Source organism: Marinomonas ostreistagni (genome assembly GCF_016888445.1).
GTDB classification, from domain to species: domain Bacteria; phylum Pseudomonadota; class Gammaproteobacteria; order Pseudomonadales; family Marinomonadaceae; genus Marinomonas; species Marinomonas ostreistagni.
In genome coordinates, this window is the sequence record NZ_JAFEKF010000003.1 from 62879 (window position 1) to 80647 (window position 17769).

Annotated in this window: 16 protein-coding genes and 1 tRNA gene; 6 read left to right on the top strand and 11 right to left on the bottom strand. The window is 48.4% G+C overall.

Going from position 1 to position 17769, the window contains the following annotated elements; genetic code table 11:
• Positions 1-219 precede the first annotated feature (219 nt).
• The 7 genes from prpD to JQX58_RS10100 all read right to left on the bottom strand — a co-directional run bounded on the left by prpD (position 220) and on the right by JQX58_RS10100 (position 7331).
• Complete coding sequence (gene prpD, locus JQX58_RS10070) at positions 220-1704, bottom strand: 2-methylcitrate dehydratase (RefSeq protein ID WP_204146736.1); 1485 nt, start codon at positions 1702-1704, stop codon at positions 220-222.
• An 834-nt stretch (positions 1705-2538) separates the two neighbouring features.
• Positions 2539-3666 carry a bifunctional 2-methylcitrate synthase/citrate synthase gene (gene prpC, locus JQX58_RS10075; RefSeq protein ID WP_204146737.1) on the bottom strand — a complete coding sequence of 376 codons (1128 nt, stop codon included), beginning with the start codon at positions 3664-3666 and terminating at the stop codon, positions 2539-2541.
• A gap of 70 nt (positions 3667-3736) precedes the next feature.
• Positions 3737-4618, bottom strand: a complete 882-nt coding sequence (gene prpB, locus JQX58_RS10080) for a methylisocitrate lyase (protein WP_204146738.1) — start codon at positions 4616-4618, stop codon at positions 3737-3739.
• Positions 4619-4853: 235 nt separating this feature from the next.
• Positions 4854-5552, bottom strand: coding sequence for a GntR family transcriptional regulator (locus JQX58_RS10085; RefSeq protein ID WP_204146739.1), 699 nt, complete (start codon positions 5550-5552; stop codon positions 4854-4856).
• 158 nt (positions 5553-5710) lie between these two features.
• Positions 5711-6424: an SDR family NAD(P)-dependent oxidoreductase gene (locus tag JQX58_RS10090; RefSeq protein ID WP_204146740.1), complete on the bottom strand. Its 714-nt coding sequence runs from the start codon at positions 6422-6424 to the stop codon at positions 5711-5713.
• A gap of 59 nt (positions 6425-6483) precedes the next feature.
• On the bottom strand, positions 6484-6876 hold the full coding sequence (locus JQX58_RS10095; protein WP_204146741.1) for a thiol-disulfide oxidoreductase DCC family protein: 393 nt from the start codon (positions 6874-6876) through the stop codon (positions 6484-6486).
• A gap of 8 nt (positions 6877-6884) precedes the next feature.
• Positions 6885-7331 carry a DUF3429 domain-containing protein gene (locus JQX58_RS10100; protein ID WP_204146742.1) on the bottom strand — a complete coding sequence of 149 codons (447 nt, stop codon included), beginning with the start codon at positions 7329-7331 and terminating at the stop codon, positions 6885-6887.
• A 204-nt stretch (positions 7332-7535) separates the two neighbouring features.
• Between JQX58_RS10100 and JQX58_RS10105 the strand changes: the two genes are divergently transcribed.
• Entirely contained in the window at positions 7536-8912 is a 1377-nt protein-coding gene (locus JQX58_RS10105; protein ID WP_204146743.1) for a glycine--tRNA ligase, read from the top strand.
• A gap of 64 nt (positions 8913-8976) precedes the next feature.
• Here the strand turns inward: JQX58_RS10105 and JQX58_RS10110 are convergent, their stop codons facing one another.
• A complete protein-coding gene (locus JQX58_RS10110; RefSeq protein ID WP_204146744.1) occupies positions 8977-9372 on the bottom strand; it encodes a rhodanese-like domain-containing protein in 396 nt (131 codons plus the stop codon).
• The gene (locus JQX58_RS10115) at positions 9347-10252 is read right to left on the bottom strand and encodes an alpha/beta hydrolase (RefSeq protein ID WP_239090294.1); all 906 of its coding nucleotides are present in this window, start codon (positions 10250-10252) and stop codon (positions 9347-9349) included. The genes JQX58_RS10110 and JQX58_RS10115 overlap by 26 nt, the downstream gene beginning before the upstream one ends.
• Positions 10253-10410: 158 nt before the next feature.
• On the opposite strand from JQX58_RS10115, the gene nfsA reads away from it, so the two are divergent.
• The 3 genes from nfsA (at position 10411) to JQX58_RS10130 (ending at position 13456) form a co-directional block, all read left to right on the top strand.
• Complete coding sequence (gene nfsA / locus JQX58_RS10120) at positions 10411-11148, top strand: oxygen-insensitive NADPH nitroreductase (RefSeq protein ID WP_204146745.1); 738 nt, start codon at positions 10411-10413, stop codon at positions 11146-11148.
• Positions 11149-11243: 95 nt separating this feature from the next.
• Positions 11244-11320: transfer RNA gene (locus JQX58_RS10125), tRNA-Ile, on the top strand.
• Positions 11321-11470: 150 nt separating this feature from the next.
• A complete protein-coding gene (locus JQX58_RS10130) occupies positions 11471-13456 on the top strand; it encodes a methyl-accepting chemotaxis protein (RefSeq protein WP_204146746.1) in 1986 nt (661 codons plus the stop codon).
• Between the two features lie 55 nt (positions 13457-13511).
• On the opposite strand, the gene JQX58_RS10135 is transcribed toward JQX58_RS10130, so the two are convergent.
• Entirely contained in the window at positions 13512-14804 is a 1293-nt protein-coding gene (locus tag JQX58_RS10135; RefSeq protein ID WP_204146747.1) for a DEAD/DEAH box helicase, read from the bottom strand.
• A gap of 205 nt (positions 14805-15009) precedes the next feature.
• Here JQX58_RS10135 and JQX58_RS10140 point away from each other — a divergent pair, with 205 nt between their 5' ends.
• Both JQX58_RS10140 and JQX58_RS10145 read left to right on the top strand, forming a co-directional pair.
• Positions 15010-16212: an FAD-dependent monooxygenase gene (locus tag JQX58_RS10140; protein WP_204146748.1), complete on the top strand. Its 1203-nt coding sequence runs from the start codon at positions 15010-15012 to the stop codon at positions 16210-16212.
• Between the two features lie 38 nt (positions 16213-16250).
• Positions 16251-17132, top strand: coding sequence for an EamA family transporter (locus JQX58_RS10145; protein ID WP_204146749.1), 882 nt, complete (start codon positions 16251-16253; stop codon positions 17130-17132).
• On the opposite strand, the gene JQX58_RS10150 is transcribed toward JQX58_RS10145, so the two are convergent.
• On the bottom strand, positions 17129-17701 hold the full coding sequence (locus JQX58_RS10150; protein ID WP_204146750.1) for a TetR/AcrR family transcriptional regulator: 573 nt from the start codon (positions 17699-17701) through the stop codon (positions 17129-17131). The genes JQX58_RS10145 and JQX58_RS10150 overlap by 4 nt on opposite strands.
• Positions 17702-17769 lie beyond the last annotated feature (68 nt).

The following is a 17769-nucleotide window of genomic DNA, read 5'->3' on the forward strand; positions in this document are numbered from 1 at the left end:
AGAAGGTCGAAACAGAAAGCTATGACAACAATAAGAAAGATTTAAAAATCTATACATTCCTCCTTTTTAAAATAAAAGAAGTATTTAATATGCATGAGCGTGGTTATTTTAATCGTATTTGAGTGAGGTTTTTAGAGAGGGAATGATGTTTTGTTATTTTAAAAATGTCACTGTTTGTAAGCAGTGACATTTTTTTTGCTTGTGATGATGGTTCTTTAATTAAATAACAAACAAATCCATAAAGGTATGCACGGCCGTTTGTTCTAGTGCTGATTGATCTTTACAAAGGCTGAAGATTTGTTGACTACGGCCAGATGGGAAGCGTGTGGCCAAATTGGCTTTAAACTTCTTCTCAAGCAGTGGGATGCCTTCCTCACGACGACGGCGATGCCCGATCGGGTACTCGACGGATACTTCTTCTGTTGATGAACCGTCTTTAAAAAATACTTGGATCGCATTGGCAATCGAGCGTTTATCCGCTTCTAAATACTCATTAGTAAAGCGCTCGTCTTCCACGATTTCCATCTTCTCACGCAGCTCATCAATGATCGGATGATCGGCATGGAAATCATCTTCGTAATGCTCCGCCACCAAGTTACCAAATGCTAATGGTACAGCGGCCATGTACTGTAGACAGTGGTCGCGGTCAGCCGCGTTCGCTAGTGGACCGACTTTCGAGATAATACGAATCGCTGATTCATGGGTTCGAATCACAATTTTCTCGATTTGATCCAAACGGTCTTTCACTTGTGGGTGCAGCGTTACGGCGGCTTCTGCCGCGGTTTGTGCGTGGAACTCCGCTGGGAAGGAAATCTTAAACAGCACGTTTTCCATCACGTAAGTGCCGTAGTCTTGGGTGAATTTAAACTCCCGATCCTCTGGCGATTTCAGCTGCTGATCTTTGTTGGTTTTGGAGAACGACACATCATAGAAGCCCCACTGCGGTGCGGTTAATACACCTGGAATCCCCATTTCACCGCGCAGCGACATGTCCGCCAAACGTACTGCACGGGAGGTTGCATCGCCTGCCGCCCAAGACTTACGTGAGCCTGCGTTGGGCGCATGACGGTAAGTACGCAGCGCTGAGCCATCGACCCATGCTTGTGAAATCGCCGCCATGATTTGCTCACGATTACCGCCCATCATTTTGGCCACCACAGCCGAAGACGCGACACGCACTAATAACACGTGACATAGACCGACACGGTTAAAAGAGTTCTCTAGTGCAATGACACCTTGGATTTCGTGTGCCATCACCATGCCTTCGAGCACATCACGCATGGTCAGTGGTGCTTCGCCACGAGACACTCGAACCTGAGATAAGTGATCGGCAACCGCCAAAATGCCGCCTAGGTTATCCGACGGGTGGCCCCATTCTGCCGCGAGCCAAGTATCGTTGTAGTCCAACCAGCGAATAATACAACCAATGTCCCACGCGGCTTTTACTGGATCAAGCGCAAACGACGTGCCTGGTACACGCGCACCGTTAGGTACTGTTGTGCCTTGCACCATAGGGCCAAGGTGCTTGGTGCATTCTGGGAAGCGTAACGCTAACAGGCCACAACCTAATGTATCCATCAAACAGTTACGGGCAGTATCGAGAGCTTCTTGGCTTTCAATCTTGAAATTTAAAACATAATCCGCGATATCTTGGATAACTTGATCGTATTCAGGGCGGTTATTTAAATCGACATTTGCACTCATGTTGGTTCCTCTGATTCTTATCTACCTTGCTTTTTAATTCTGTTACTCAGTTGAACTCGAGCTTGATGCTTTTACGCCGGTCGGATGGGGCGTCCTGCCCCAACGACCTACCGCGTCATCCTGACGCTGCTTTAAAAGCATACAATCTCTTGTTCCAATCAATTTCTCTGATGGTGTTCCAAACACTCTTAAGCCAGCGCCATGGATGGCGTGAGGGGGCGCTTTATCAGGGACGATTACGCGCTCGCGTAGAGTGCTGGAATACCTATAACTATGCTGAACTCGAACTTGATGCTTTTACGCCGGTCGGATGGGGCGTCCTGCCCCAACGACCTACCGCGTCATCCTGACGCTGCTTAAAAGCATGCAATCTCTTGTTCCAATCAATGTCTCTGATGGTGTTCCAAGCACTCTTAAGCCAGCGCCATGGATGGCGCGAGAGGGCGCTTTATCAGGGATGATTACGCGCCCGCGTAGAGTGCTGGAATACCTATAACTCTGCTGAACTCAAGCTTGATGCTTTTACGCCGGTCGGATGGGGCGTGCTGCCCCAACGACCTCCCGCGTCATCCTAACGCTGCTTAAAAGCACGCAATCTCTTGTTCCAATCAATTTCTCTGATGGTGTTCCAAGCACTCTTAAGCCAGCGCCATGGATGGCGCGAGAGGGCGCTTTATCAGGGATGATTACGCGCCCGCGTAGAGTGCTGGAATACCTATAAATCTGCTGAACTCAAGCTTGATGCTTTTACGCCGGTCGGGTGGGGCGTCCTGCCCCAACGACCTCCCGCGTCATCCTGAAACTGCTTTAAAAGCATGCAATCTCTTGTACTGACTAGTCTCGATTCGCAATATCCACCCAAGTGGCTTTCTCGGGGCCGATGTAGTCGGCGCTTGGACGAATAATGCGGTTATTAGCGCGTTGTTCCATCACATGAGACGCCCAACCAGTAACACGCGAGCAGACAAAGATCGGTGTGAACAATTTGGTTGGGATGCCCATAAAACGGTACGCGCTGGCATGGAAAAAATCGGCATTACAAAACAGTTTTTTCTCACGCCACATGACGGCTTCACAGCGTTCGGAGACTGCATATAGATGGGTGTCACCTACTTCTTCTGATAGCTGCTTTGACCATTTTTTGATGATGTCATTACGTGGGTCACGCTCTTGATAAATCGCATGGCCAAAGCCCATGATCTTTTCTTTGTTCGCCAGCATGCTCAAGATGGCGTCTTCCGCTTCTTCTGGGGTTTGCCATGGTTCGATCATGTCCATCGCCGCCTCGTTGGCGCCACCATGAAGTGGTCCACGAAGGCTGCCAATCCCTCCTGTAATACACGAGTGCATATCAGATAACGTGGAAGCACAGACTCGAGCGGTGAAAGTAGATGCGTTAAATTCGTGCTCAGCGTAGAGAATGAGTGAAGCGTTCATCACTTTCTCGTGCAGCGGATTAGGTGTGTCACTGTGCAGCATCGCTAAGAAATGGCCCGCTAGGCTGTCGACCGATGGGTTGAGCGTATCGATTCGTACACCGTCGTGGCTAAAGCGATACCAGTACAGGATAATCGCAGGAAGAGTCGCTAAAAGACGGTCAGCGACATCTTGCTGTTGGCTAAAGTCGGTTTCGGTTTCAAGGTTGCCTAAGAAGGAACAGCCGGTACGCATCACATCCATTGGGTGAGCGTCTTTTGGAATTAATTCCAGTGCTGACTTAAGTGCTTGTGGCAGCTCGCGCAGATTCATTAGCTTGGTTTTGTAATGATCCAGCTCGGTCTGATTAGGTAGCTTGCCATGAAGAAGCAGGTAAGCCACTTCTTCAAAACAGGCTTTGTCTGCCAGCTCTTCAATATCGTAGCCGCGGTAGGTGAGGCCGGAGCCCGTTTTGCCTACGGTACATAGAGCGGTTTCCCCTGCGCTTTGGCCGCGAAGGCCGGCGCCTGATAGTTCTTTAGCCATTTTTATCTCCGTTATTATTGTTAGCGAGATATCTGTTTACTGCTATTGATCTCAGGTGAATTTAAATTGGTTATTTATCCTTGGAAAAAAGCGCGTCGAGCTTTTGCTCGTAGTCGTGATAGTTCAAGAAGTCGTACAAATCCATGCGTGTTTGCATGGTGTCGACCACGTTGCGTTGGTGGCCGTCGTTTAATAGATGCTGATAAACATTGAGTGCGGCTTGGTTCATAGCGCGGAAGGCACTTAATGGGTAGAGCACCATGTCGACGCCAACAGTGGCGAGCTCTTCACGGCTAAACAGTGGCGTGGCGCCAAACTCAGTAATGTTGGCCAGCACAGGGACTTTTACGGCATCCACGAATTCTCGGTATTGCTCAAGAGTCAGCATGGCTTCTGGGAAGATCATGTCGGCGCCCGCCTCGACACAGGCAACTGCGCGCTCGATGGCAGCATCCATACCTTCTACTGCAAGCGCGTCGGTACGTGCCATGATGACAAAGTTATCGTCATAACGAGCATCGACACAGGCTTTGATGCGATCGACCATTTCTGCTTGGCTGACAATCGCTTTATTTGGGCGATGGCCGCAGCGCTTCTGTTGTACTTGGTCTTCAATGTGTACGGCTGCGGCTCCCGCTTTTTCCATTTGCTGGATGGTGCGGGTTATATTAAACGCACCACCAAAGCCCGTATCAATGTCCACCAGCAGTGGTAGTTGGCTGGCGCTGGTGATGCGGCGTACATCTTCTAGCACATCGTTAAGGTCAGTCATGCCTAAGTCCGGCAGGCCGTAGGACGCATTGGCGACACCACCCCCAGACAGGTAAATAGCGTGGTGTCCGGTTTGTTCGGCCATCATGGCGCAGTAAGCATTGACTGTACCTACGATTTGTAGCGGTGACTGAGCTTTAATCGCTTGGCGAAAACGAGCGCCGGGTGATGCTAATGTCATATGAACCTCACTCTTATTCTTGAGACCTTCTCACGACTACTGCGCTTGCCAAATACTTTGTTAAAAACAGACTCAAAATGCTCAAAAATCTGTTGGAACAGATTTCAACAGCTTTTGCTGGCCCGAAGGGCGTAGCGCAGGGATGCGCGAAGTATTTATAGTTATAAACTCCGCTTTTTCGTCTGTTTTTGCCTCGTCTTGGCGTCACTCGCGACATCGTGTAAAGGTCTCATTATTATGGGCTGTGTTGGGCGATGCTGTTTTGCAGCATCGCTTTTCTTAATAAGTTCGCGGCGCGGCTAATATGGCGACGCATTAGTAGCTCGGCTAGATCGCCTTCATGATTGGCGATAGCATCTAAAATAGCTTTGTGTTCGCGCAACGCTTGGCGCGGGTCACTACGCGAGTCTGCGGTGTAGCGACGATACATGCGAATCGTGGCGTATAAGTCCTGAGTCAGAACACGAATCAGCTTATGGTTTTGGCTGGCGTGAATGATGCGCAGATGGAAGTCTTCATTGCCATATTGGCTGGCGTAGTGTTCATCTTGATTGGCATCTAGGTGGGCTTGGTGATCGTCGAGTAGTTGATACAGCTCGGCGACTTCTTGCTCACTGATCAGTTCAGCAGCCAAGCGAGCTGCCATGCCTTCCATCGCTTCACGTAAAGTGAAGGTATCGAGCAAGTCTTCAATATTGAGCTCGATTACGCGTGCGCCTACGTTGGCTGTGCGGGTGATCAAGCCAAGCGTTTCGAGCTTTACTAGCGCTTCACGCAATGGTCCACGAGAAACCCCATAGCGTTTGGCAAGCTCTGGCTCTGAGATTTTACTACCTAGCGGCAACACGCCTTCGATGATCTCTTTGGTGAGACGCTGTGTCAGGTCGTCCGAAAGGGTAGCTGATTTTATTTGAGTCACCTTGTCCAAGCTCATGTCCTACTTCGTTGTCTACAATGAAACCAGTTATAGGGTGTAAATGAGTATAGATCAAGGTGGATTGTCGACAATTCGACTTAGGTCTTAGTCAAAAAATATTTTTGAATGGCTGATTGTCGACAATCAGCACGGGATATAGGTGAATGAAAAGTAGCCTACCAAGTAATGGGTTGATGATTCCAGTCCATATAACTGGCTTTGCCATCTACTTCTAATTTTTCCAATAAGCTTAACAGCTGGCTTGCGACAAACTCAGGGGAAAACAATTTGCCTTCAGGTACAGATCGCTGAAACGGCTCCGAAAGCGGTGTATCAGTGGTGCCAGGGTGAAAGGCCAATAATTTAACGTTTTTGGCGCGTCGCGCTAACTCAACCGAAAAGGTCTGAACCATCATATTGAGAGCGGCTTTTGAAGCGCGGTAGCTATACCAGCCGCCGATTTGATTATCACTGATGCTGCCAATACGGGCACTAAACAATGCTACTTTGCACGGCTGGTCACTTTTCAGCAACGGGGTCAGGTTTTTGAGCCAAAGGGATGGCGTGACAGTATTAGCGGTAAAGACTTTGAGCATGTTGTGGGCATTGATGGACTCGATCTTACGCTCTGGTTGCAGCTCATCTTGATGCAAGATGCCTTGGCAGATGAAGACCTTTGTCACAGGGTAATCTACGCTAAGCTGAGCACAAGTTTGTTCGATGCTTGCCTCATCATAGGTGCAGTTAATCGTGCTGATTTTACTGTGCTGAAACGTTTGCTGGCGACTAATGGCTAGGATCTGATGGCAGTCCTCGGCAGCGATAAGTTGCTCGATAAGCGCTTGGGCAATGCTACTTCCAGCACCAACGACAATAGCTGAATAAGGCATAGGGCTCTCCTTTTATGATAGAGAGCATACGCAGTAAGCATTAGATTGGATGCTAGGTGTTAGTGCTTAGGTGGGCGGCAGCTGTCTTGATTGCAGCGTGCTTGGCCTGTCAGCCATGCCGCGAGTGTATGACGATGCTTGGCAAAGAAAAGATAGCCACGATCTGCGAACCAACGGATAACAGGCCAGCGCAGGGCGCCTAGCCACTTGTGTTTGCCGACCGCTTGCCAGACAGCCACATTAGCATCAAGACCTGTAAGGATTTGGCCGTTATGGCCGATGGCATGTAGCCGCGCATCGGCGGCTTGTTTATCGATTTGAGGGTAAAGAGTCTCAAACTCTGAGCTGTGAATGTCGACCAGCTTCAGTTGTTGGCGTTGATTGTAACGGCGTAGCACGTTGATCTCTTTCATGCACAGTGGGCAGTGACCATCGTAAAACAGCGTTACCATACAAACTCCTACATCGTTGGGTACAACATTAATAAGTGCATTGAGCAGACAATCGTCGTCAGCGCAAAACGCATGCTTGGGTAATAGCTGTTGTCAGCACGCAATTGTTTCAGCCAACGAACTTCCAGCCAAAATACGCTGACATAACCACAAAATAGCGCCAGTAATGACATATGTGGCTGCTGAATCAAGAGCCCCAGCCAAGCGACTAGGGCAACTATATTTGAGCACACCAAGAGTGTTCGGCCTCTGGGTTGCATCGGTTGTTCGATCACTTGGCCCCATAGAGCACCACACAAAAAGCTCAAAATAATGGCGCTGTAGGTGATAAAGACTGTCTGTGGCTCTAACTCTGTACGCATCCAACCGGTTAAATGGATGACTGTAGAGGCGATGAACGGCACCAAACCTAGGTAGCCAAGTGTCATAATGATAGGGCGAGAAGAAATACGCATGATTAAGCCTAAACGACAATAGAGTGCAAATATTATGCATTATCTACCATGTTGGCTGTATCTGCATAGTGTTGAGTTTGTTTTATAAGGTTTTTTTTCGCCATTGAGAGATCTAGGGTCGCAGAGTACAATAACTGCCTATTTAATTTTGCCGTGCCGTTGTGCTCAGGCTTCTACTAATTAACAAGTTAAGGTGTGTTTAAAATGCCAGCTAAAACGATGGATGAACTCGTTTCCCTGTGTAAGCGTCGTGGATTTATCTTCCAGGCCAGTGAAATCTATGGTGGTATGCAAGGGGCGTATGATTACGGTCCACTCGGTATCGAGCTAAAAAACAACCTTAAGCAAGCCTGGTGGCGTGCCATGGTATATGAGCGTGATGATGTAGAAGGCTTAGATGCTGCCATCATCCAAAACAAGCACGTGTACAAATACTCGGGTCACGAAGACACTTTCACTGACCCAATGGTGGATTGCCACGAGTGTAAATCTCGTCTACGTGCAGACCACATGAAAGACATCAAGGTGTGTGACAACTGTGGTTCTACCAATGTCACTGAGCCGCGTGACTTCAACTTGATGTTTAAGACCAACGTTGGCCCAATGGTAAACGAAGAGTCTTACACTTACTTGCGTCCAGAAACAGCACAAGGCATCTTCATCAACTTCAAAAACGTTGTCGACTCAACCGCTCGTGCATTGCCATTTGGTATTGCGCAGATTGGTAAATCGTTCCGTAACGAGATCACACCACGTAACTTTATCTTCCGTGTACGTGAATTCGAACAAATGGAGCTGGAATTCTTCTGCAAGCCTGGCGAAGATGAAAAATGGCACCAAACATGGGTCGATTTGCGTACCCAGTGGTGGCTGGATCAAGGTCTTGGCAAAGACAATATGGAATTCGAATACGTGACCGGTGATGACCTAGCCCATTACTCGAAATCAACTGTGGATATCTTGTACAAGTTTCCACATGGTTTTGAAGAGTTGGAAGGGGTTGCTAACCGTACGGATTACGACCTTGGCTCACACACCAAAGCACAAGACGAATTTGGTCTGTCGGCAAACGTTAAGAAAAACGAGCACTCTACCACGAAGCTTGCGGTACGTGATCTTGAAGAAAACAAAATGGTGGTGCCGTTCTGTATCGAACCTTCTGCAGGCCTTGACCGTGGTGTACTAGCGGTACTGACTGAAGCATACACAGAAGAAGAGCTAGAAAACGGCTCGACTCGTACCGTGCTAAAACTTAAGCCACACCTAGCGCCAATCAAGGTTGCGGTACTACCACTTAAGAAGAACAAGCCTGAGATCGTAGAAGCGGCGAAAAGCATTAAGAACCGCCTACAAAAACTAGGCCTTGGTCGCATCCTTTACGAAAACACAGGTAACGTTGGTAAAGGCTACCGTCGTCATGACGAAGTCGGCACACCAATTTGTATTACAGTGGATTTCGATACGATTGAGCAAGACGGTGCGCCAGTGACGATCCGTCATCGTGACACTATGGAGCAAGAAGTGGTGAATACCGCGGATCTGCCAAGCTTTATCTTGAACTACTTTGTTAATCAAGACTAAGCCTAATAAGCAATAGACAAAAAAGCCGATACTGAGTATCGGCTTTTTTCGTTTCGAGGGAGTGTTAATCAAGGCGAGCCAGATTTGAAAGTTGCATCTCGCTCATTCCGCCGCCGTTATAGACTTCAACAAATCCCATATCAAACAATGCTCGGCGAGCGTGCGCTGCGCGGCTGCCCGTTTGGCAATACACCACGACTGGGTGATTACGATCTAGACCAGAGGCGTTAACCTGTAGAGAAGATAACGGCATATTGACGGCATTTTCTAGATGACCGCTATTGAATTCTTGGGCGGTGCGCACATCGATAATCGTCGCTCCGCGTTTGATTTCGTCCCATGCAACATCGGCACGCTTAGAAGCGCCTACATTAAAACTGACGATTGCTACGATTGCTGCGATTAAAACTGCAACGCAGACCTTAAACGGTGTATTAGTGTCCAGAGATAACCTTGCCATTATTAGTATCCTTTATTAGGTGGTTAAAAAACTGCTGCGTATCGTCGACGATTGGGGCTTTACTGGGTAAAAACCAAACCATGTTGGATACCATGTCTACATGTCCCATTGCTGGGTAAATCTTAGTGCTTACTTGACCGTTTTGTTGCTCAATTTTGGCGCTGAGACGATCGATATTTTGTCGACCCACCAGTGCATCTTTTCCTCCCCAGAGTAAGAGCATCGGTGGTTCGTTGCCCTCAATAAAGGTTGTCACCGTCATCTGCGGATAGCGTTCTGGCGGTCCAAAAATGTCCTTTAAATCATCGTCTTCTGGAGTGAAATCATAGGGTCCAGACAGACCAGCAAATCCTTTAATCACCTGAGTAGATAGTCCATGTGCCGCTAAGTACTCAGGGTTAGCAGCCAACAATGCACCAATGTGTGCGCCGGCTGAATGTCCCATTACAAACATCTGTTGCTCATTACCTTGGTAAGAGCGGATATGGTTAACAGTCCAAGCAATCGCTTGAGCCCCGTCTTCGACAAACGTCGGGAAGGTGACCTCTGGATACTTGCGGTAATCAGGAATAACCACTACATAACCTCGATCGACGTACTTTTGCGCAAGGAAGGGATACATATCCTTGTTACCGTCAGTCCAGCGTCCACCATAGAAAAACACAATTACAGGGTATGAGGATTGATTTGCCGCATCCTCAGGTATGTAAACATCTAAACGCTGTTGCGCTTCTGTCCCATAAGCAATGTCTTCAAAGCGCTCTAAGCCGCTCAATTGTGCGGGAAGATTCGCCGTCTTGAGGCCGATTTGTGTACAGCCTGAAGAAATCGCAGAGACTGCTATAAGTGCAAAAGTTGTAAGCTTGATAGCAGTCTCCAAAAAGTGAGGTCATGAGATTGTCTTACATTGTTTTACGTGCACAGTTTTATGGCGGATCACAATTAATTAGAAAATAATCACAACTATTTACATTTAGCATTGGAAGTTAACGAAGCTGCCCCATATAAGGACGCCATATGCACTATTAAGGAGTTGCTATGAATCCCACGATTGAGTTACTTAATAGCCACCGCTCGATCCGCAAGTACAAATCACAGCCTTTGCCACCAGGGGCACTCGAATCCTTCATCAAAGCAGGACAGGCAGCCTCTAGTAGTAATCATGTGCAAGCATGCAGTGTGATTCGAGTACAAGATCCGAGTAAACGCGCACAGCTGGCACACTTGGCTGGGGATCAGGCCTATATTGAACAAGCCGCGGAGTTCTTGGTGTTTTGTGCCGATATGAAGCGCAACACTGAGGCGGCGGCGAGCACCGGTATTGAGCCAACCCTAGGGATGACTGAGCAGCTGATTGTCGCCACCGTAGATGTGGCCTTGTTTGCGCAAAATGTCGCCATTGCCGCCGAATCTGAAGCTTTAGGGATCGTTTATATTGGTGGCATTCGTAATAATCCCTCTGCAATCAGTGAGTTACTTAATTTGCCCGAGCAAGTCTACCCTGTATTTGGCATGTGCATTGGTTACCCAGATCACCAGCCTGAAGTGAAGCCACGCCTGCCTTTAGAGGCTGTGCTCATGCAAGACAGCTACCAAGAGCACGAGCAAGCCGAGCAAGTGGCGTATTATGATCAGCAGATGTCGGAGTATTACCAAGCGCGCACTGGTGGTAATAAAACGTCTAACTGGTCACAAAGTATGGCGCCTATGTTTGGTGGTAAGCTGCGCCCCCACATGCGCGACTTTTTAATTGCCCAAGGCTTTACTATGAAGTAGGGCCGCTGCGGTGTTAGCTACTTGATTTATTAGCTAATTCTTTGTTGAGTTGCTTGGCAAGCTAACGTTTGCTGGCTATAATGGGCGCCGCTTTCGGGCCTGTAGCTCAGTTGGTTAGAGCATCCGACTCATAATCGGCAGGTCCCCAGTTCAAGTCTGGGCAGGCCCACCATATAAGAAAAGGTCGTCATTATGACGGCCTTTTTTTATGTCTGCTTGATATAGCGCAAGTCACAAAATTTTTTAGCCCATTATTTGCCTACTTTTTGTTAATGTCCCATGCTTAATAGAGCTAAGCATCAAACAAATAGGGAGTATTGTTGTGCTAAAGAAATTGAAAATAGCCCACGCCATCATACTGGTTGGGCTGGTTCCACTCATACTTGCCATCGTTTTAGCCTTCGCTTTAGGTTCAAACCTCTTTAACAGTATTCAAGATGCCCAGCGCGCTAAAGATGTCGTTGTGTTGTCTGAAAAACTAGATGCTATTGCGCACAACTTTGCGGTTGAGCGCGGTCTTTCAGCGGGCTTTCTTGGCTCTCAAGGCGCCAAAGGGCACGCGGAATTAGAGAGTCAACGCCAGTTAGCCGATGCGGCGCAGCAAGCGTTAGCAGATCTAAGTGCAAGCGATTTTGAACAGCTCTCTGCCACGGAACTTGAGCAAATCAAAGTTCCCATTTTAGCGTTACTGCAAGATAAGCAAACCGTACGTCAGCGCGTGGACGCGCTGTCTCCAGAAAACGGTGCTTTTGCTTTCTATTCCAGTGTAAACGGCAAGACGCTACACATTTTGCAGCGCAGTATTATGATGGTCGATGAACATGAAATCGTGCAAAGCTTATCAGCGCGGTTAAGTTTATTGTGGATGAAAGAGCGTATTGGCCAGTATCGTGGCGCTTTAAATGGTGCCTTTGGGGCCGGTCAAATTAGCGATAAGCGTTATTTGGATGTGATTGGCTACATTGATAACGAAGCCATGTGGGAAGCGACGTTTAAAGATGTGGCGTCAGCGACGGTACAGCAACAGTTAGCTTCTGCTAAGCGCTCTAGCGAGTGGCAAAGTGTTACACAAGTTCTTAGTGACGTAGAGCAAACCACAGACTTAAGCAATTTAACTGGCCCCAATGATTGGTTCGCTAGAGCGACGGCCAAGATTGGTTTGGTAAAGGCGATTTCAGATAATCTAGGCGCTGCGGTGGCTGCTCGTGCTAACCAATTGCAGCAACAAACTAACATTATTTTTTACGGCACCATTATTGCCGTTGTCGTGGTGGTTTTATTGGTGGCACTGATTTTAAGCAGTGTTCTTAAGTCGGTTTCTACACGCCTAAAACAGGTGCATCAGGCGCTCGAATCAGTTGGCGAAAACAAAGATTTTAGTGTCGCTTTGACCGCGACAACACAAGATGAGTTAGGTCTTATGATGGTGGAACTTAACAATCATCTAAGCCATTTATCACAAACCTTTTCCATGCTGGCCACGAAATCTACTGAGTCTGGGGCGAGTATGGATGAGTTAATCAAGCAGGCTCAAACGGCAGTAAAAGAAACCCAAGATCAGTTCGCTCGTACCGATCAGATTGCGGCTGCAATCGAAGAAATGTCGTTGACCAGCAATACTATCTCTTCAGATATGCAAGAGGCTGCTAAGGCCACCGAAACCATGCAGACTCGTGCCAATGAAGGACGTGTGGGTGTGCATGCGATTCAAGCATCGATCAAAAGCCTGAGCACTGAGGTGCAAGGGGGCTACGATTCGGTCGAACAAGTGACCACTCAAACGGAACAGATCGCATCCATCTTGCAGACGATTGAATCGATTGCCGAGCAGACTAACTTACTGGCATTGAATGCGGCCATTGAGGCGGCTCGTGCGGGTGAGCAAGGGCGTGGCTTTGCGGTGGTGGCGGATGAAGTGCGTAGCCTAGCCCAGCGCACGCAAGACTCCACAGAAGAGATTCGAGCCATGATTGAAACGCTGGTGAGCTCTGGTAAAAAAGCATTAGGCGCGATGGAGACCTGCTCTAGCATGGCGACCCATACTAACACTGAAGTCATCAAAAATGCTGAAATGATCGAGGCGTTATTGGCGTCCGTCGATCAGATCAACATGACTATTGAGCGTGTAGCGACGGCAGCTGAAGAGCAGTCCCAAGTGACCGAAGATATCAACCAAAACGTGCAGGTAGTGCGAGAGCGCTCGGATCATATCTTAGATGTGGTACGCCTGACACAAAGCGAAGCGAAAACCACTCAAGATCGTTTCTCCGATGTGCTGAATGAAGTGTCATCCTACAAGCTTCGTTAGCAAGATAGACAGATAAAAGAGAAAGCTAAATAGCCCTTAGCCATACGGCTAGGGGCTATTTTTTGGCTTTTGCAAAAGGGTTTGAGCGCAGGCTAGGACCTTGGCTGAGCTCTGGTTTTGCAGGCTCAGCTGCCTTTTGTTTAGCTTTGGCGTTAGGGGGAGTGCTCTGTTTAGGCGCTTTTTTCTGGCTGCGTGGGTGACTATCAGGTACGCGGTGTTCGGCTTCAAAGCCTGGGATTTCTTTACGCGGGACACGCTGCTTAAGTAGTGCTTCGATGGCGCGTAAACTGTCAACTTCGTCAGCGCACACTAGGGATACAGCTCGCCCTTCGAGTCCGGCACGACCGGTGCGGCCAATTCGGTGAATGTAATCTTCTGCCACATGGGGTAAATCGACATTGATCACCACAGGCAAGCCTTCGATGTCTAAACCGCGGGCGGCCACATCGGTGGCGACTAGATACGCTAACTTGCCATCTTTGAAGGACTTTAAGGCTGAAAGGCGTGCATACTGTGGCTTGTCACCGTGCATGGCAACGGCGTCAAAGCCTTCTGCCTGCAGAATATCGGTGACTTCGTCGGCACTGCGTTTGGTTTTGGTGAAGATTAGCGCCTGCTGCCAATGTTGGCGTCTTAATAGCTCGGCGAGTAACTCAGGCTTGCGCACTTTGTCGACGGTGTAGATTTGGTGGCGAACAGTGGTGGCTACCTTGTTGCTTTGCGCGATGGAAATGGCTTCAGGGTCGTTCAGCCAAACCTTGGCAAGTTGCTTGATTGGATCAGAGTAAGTGGCAGAAAACATCGCGCTTTGACGGCCTTTAGGCAGTCTTGCCAGCAGTTTATTAAGCGCTTCTTCAAAGCCTAGATCCAGCATACGGTCGGCTTCATCCAATACTAAGTAGCGTAGTTCATCGAAGGCGACCGCATCTTGCTCCATGAGGTCTAATAGACGACCTGGGGTGGCCACGAGAATATCGGTGCCGCGCTGTAAACCATTGATCTGTGCATAGGCTTTGACGCCACCAAAGACCGTTTGACTGCGTAATCCAAGGCCTTTGCTGTATTGACGCACACTCTCACCGATTTGGCTGGCTAATTCACGTGTCGGCGCTAAGATTAATGCACGTACTTGCTTGGCAGGGGCTCGCTCTGTACCTTGCAGAAGATGTAAGATAGGCAAGGTAAAGGCAGCAGTTTTACCGGTGCCCGTTTGTGCTGCGGCCAATACATCTTTGCCATTTAACAAGGTTGGAATGGCTTGGGATTGGATCGCTGTAGGCGTTTGGTAGCCAAGTTGTGCAAGCGTTTCAAGTAGGTGCTCAGTTAAGCCAAGCTTTGCAAAAGTCATGTCAGTCAACACTTAGAATTTGGGTGGTCAGAGTTACTGAAGCTTTTGCCACCCATGGGTAGCAGAAGTTGTTCAATTAGTCAGGATTTAAATTGGTGGTGAATCCTGTGATGCGATATTATACGCGATTATAACGTAGGTCATCTTTTCGCGCTGACCGTTTGTTAGAATTTTTCAGGTTGGATCGATAGTTAAGGAAAATGGAGTGTCAAATTCTGATCAAGTTAGCCAAGTAATTGTTGTTGGCGCAGGGATTGGTGGCTTAACACTGGCTATTGCATTAGCGCGACAAGGCTATCAAGTACGTATTTTTGAGCAGGCTGATGCACTTAGTGAAGTCGGAGCCGGATTGCAGCTTAGTCCAAACGCTGTCAAAGTACTGCGTACTTTAGGGCTTGAGCACGTGCTAAAAGACTATGTATACCAGCCTGAAAACGCCGCTATTCGTCATTATCAATCTGGGCGTTACTTCCTCAAATCCGAATTAGGTCTTCAAGCAGAGCAACGCTATGGTGCGCCTTACTGGCATATTCATCGCGCCGATTTACACGGTGTGCTGGTGCAAGCTTGCTATTCAGCAGGTGTCGAAATTGAGCTTGGCCATAAAGTGCTGGGCTATCGCTCTGACAAGAAAAAAGCCACGGTATTACTGGAAAACAAAACCGAATACTGCGACCTAGTGGTCGGTGCAGACGGTATTCATTCTAAAGTTCGCGAACTCATGTTAGGCATACAGGCGCCGATTTTTACAGGGCAAGTGGCATGGCGTGGGGTGATTCGTGCCGACCAAATAAAAGGGGTGGAATTAAAACCGGATGCCACGGTATGGGCTGGCCCAAATCAGCATATGGTGACCTACTATTTGCGTGGCGGCGAGTTCGTCAATTTTGTGGCGGTCGAAGAGCGTGCCGAGTGGAGTAATGAATCTTGGCGCCAAGAAGGTAAGGTCAGCGAATTGCAAAGCAAGTTCGCTGGCTGGCATCCAGAAGTCACTCGTATGTTGGATGCTTGTGACGCCACTTTTATGTGGGCTCTCAATGGTCGTCCTACTTTACCCAAATGGTCTGATCAGCGCGTGGTATTGCTAGGTGATGCCTGTCATCCGATGTTGCCATTTATGGCGCAAGGCGCAGCAATGGCGATCGAGGATGCCTATGTGTTGTCGCAGTTGCTAAGCAAACACGACTACCCGACCGCGTTTACGCAATACGAAACCATTCGTAAGCCTCGAACCAGTGCCATTCAAAAGCTATCTCGTGAAAACGCCGGCCTCTACCATATGCATGGCGGTATGTTAGGGCAGGCTAAACTTGAGGCGCTTGGCGTGGTGTCTAAATTTGCTGGTGGCCTTATCAAAGGCAAACTTGATAGCGTCTATGGCTACGACGTGACCAGCCTTTCTATGTAAGCCTTAGGGCTTAGCGACCGATCTTAGGACGTTCCATCGTGAACCATTCATCTCAGCTTAGGGCTGAACTGATTCTTGTATTAGTCACCATCATTGCGGCGTTTGGCTGGATTTTTTCCAAAGAAGCGTTGGCCGGAATGCCGCCATTATTTTTTATGGGCGTACGCTTTTTGGTGGCAGGCTTCGTGCTACTGTTAGTCGGCGTACGCTACTTCCATCACTTAAAGTGGCGTGACATCAAAGGCGCCATATTAATGGGGGCGGTCTTTGGTCTGGCGATGATGGCTTGGATCAAGGGCTTGGATGAAGCGACTAATTTAGGTGTAGGCGCCTTTATTAATAGCCTTGGTGTGATTTTGGTGCCCGTGTTGGCGCGTTTTTTATTTGCCGAGCGGCCGTCTAAAAATATTTGGGTGGCGCTCCCCGTTGCGGTGGTTGGGCTTGGCTTTTTAGCGCTTAGTAATGGCATTGCCCTAGAGTGGGGGCAGGTGTATTTCTTTATTGCCGCTTTACTCTTTGCATTACAGTTTAATCTGCTGACGCGCATGTCGAGTCGTTTGCCAGTGTTGGTGCTGACCACGATTCAGCTGCTCACCGCAGGCGTGTTGCACTTGTCGGTCTCGCCGCTGATTGAAACCATTCCGCACGCCATCTCGACGCCTATTTTAGGGTGGTTCTTGGCCAGTGCTTTGATCGCGACGAGCTTGCGTTTTTTACTGCAAACCTATGGTCAAAGTCTTACGCCAGCCAGTCACGCAGCGGTAATCATGAACCTAGAGCCGGTATGGACCGCCTTGGCTGCGGCGATTTGGTTTGGCGAACAAATGAGTACGATGCAAATGATTGGCTGTAGTTTGATCTTTGTCGCTATGCTGGTGAGTAAGTGGTCACATATTCAAGCCTTTGTTAGACGACGTTAAGCGTCTGGCAAGAGCTCATTGAGCATGTGCTCGTAAAGTCGATAAGCCGCGTCGGTAAATGGACGCTCAATCATTTCATTGCGGTAAAACAGACCTTCGGTCAGCGCTACCAAAAAGTCGACACGTGCTTTGATATCCACTTCATCGTCTAGCGCATAGCGGCGCTTGATAATTTCTATGGCGTGAGCGTGCAGCCGCTCATCAGCGTCTTTTTGAATCTGGGCAATGGCAGGGGAGCGGTTGGCTTCGGCTTTGATTTCCATCGTTAAAATACGATTCTGATGAAAGTCAGCATCGACACCTTCTTCAAAATGACGCTGTAACCAGTCACGTTTTTCCAAGAAGTCTTCCATCAACTCAATGTATTCTTCCGTTTTTTGCGCCACAACGGCGCGGATGATGTCCTCTTTGTGGGCAAAGTAACGATAAATCTGTCCGACACTCAGTCCTGCGGTCTTAGCCATCTCTGCCATACTGGCTTTATGGAAACCTTTTTCCACAACGTGCACGATAAATGCATCCATTATTTGCTGGCGACGTTGCTGCTCATTGACCGGTGGCTTTTTCATATTTATTTGCACTATTTATAGATGGGAAGTATAACGGAGCTAGATTATAGTGTGAATGAACGTTCATT

What these genes read in the sequence shown, in the direction of transcription:
- prpD (WP_204146736.1), bottom strand. Translation starts at nt 1,704, where the DNA reads ATGAGTGCAAATGTCGATTTAAATAACCGCCCTGAATACGATCAAGTT.
- prpC (WP_204146737.1), bottom strand. Translation starts at nt 3,666, where the DNA reads ATGGCTAAAGAACTATCAGGCGCCGGCCTTCGCGGCCAAAGCGCAGGG.
- prpB (WP_204146738.1), bottom strand. Translation starts at nt 4,618, where the DNA reads ATGACATTAGCATCACCCGGCGCTCGTTTTCGCCAAGCGATTAAAGCT.
- JQX58_RS10085 (WP_204146739.1), bottom strand. Translation starts at nt 5,552, where the DNA reads ATGAGCTTGGACAAGGTGACTCAAATAAAATCAGCTACCCTTTCGGAC.
- JQX58_RS10090 (WP_204146740.1), bottom strand. Translation starts at nt 6,424, where the DNA reads ATGCCTTATTCAGCTATTGTCGTTGGTGCTGGAAGTAGCATTGCCCAA.
- JQX58_RS10095 (WP_204146741.1), bottom strand. Translation starts at nt 6,876, where the DNA reads ATGGTAACGCTGTTTTACGATGGTCACTGCCCACTGTGCATGAAAGAG.
- JQX58_RS10100 (WP_204146742.1), bottom strand. Translation starts at nt 7,331, where the DNA reads ATGCGTATTTCTTCTCGCCCTATCATTATGACACTTGGCTACCTAGGT.
- JQX58_RS10105 (WP_204146743.1), top strand. Translation starts at nt 7,536, where the DNA reads ATGCCAGCTAAAACGATGGATGAACTCGTTTCCCTGTGTAAGCGTCGT.
- JQX58_RS10110 (WP_204146744.1), bottom strand. Translation starts at nt 9,372, where the DNA reads ATGGCAAGGTTATCTCTGGACACTAATACACCGTTTAAGGTCTGCGTT.
- nfsA (WP_204146745.1), top strand. Translation starts at nt 10,411, where the DNA reads ATGAATCCCACGATTGAGTTACTTAATAGCCACCGCTCGATCCGCAAG.
- JQX58_RS10135 (WP_204146747.1), bottom strand. Translation starts at nt 14,804, where the DNA reads ATGACTTTTGCAAAGCTTGGCTTAACTGAGCACCTACTTGAAACGCTT.
- JQX58_RS10150 (WP_204146750.1), bottom strand. Translation starts at nt 17,701, where the DNA reads ATGAAAAAGCCACCGGTCAATGAGCAGCAACGTCGCCAGCAAATAATG.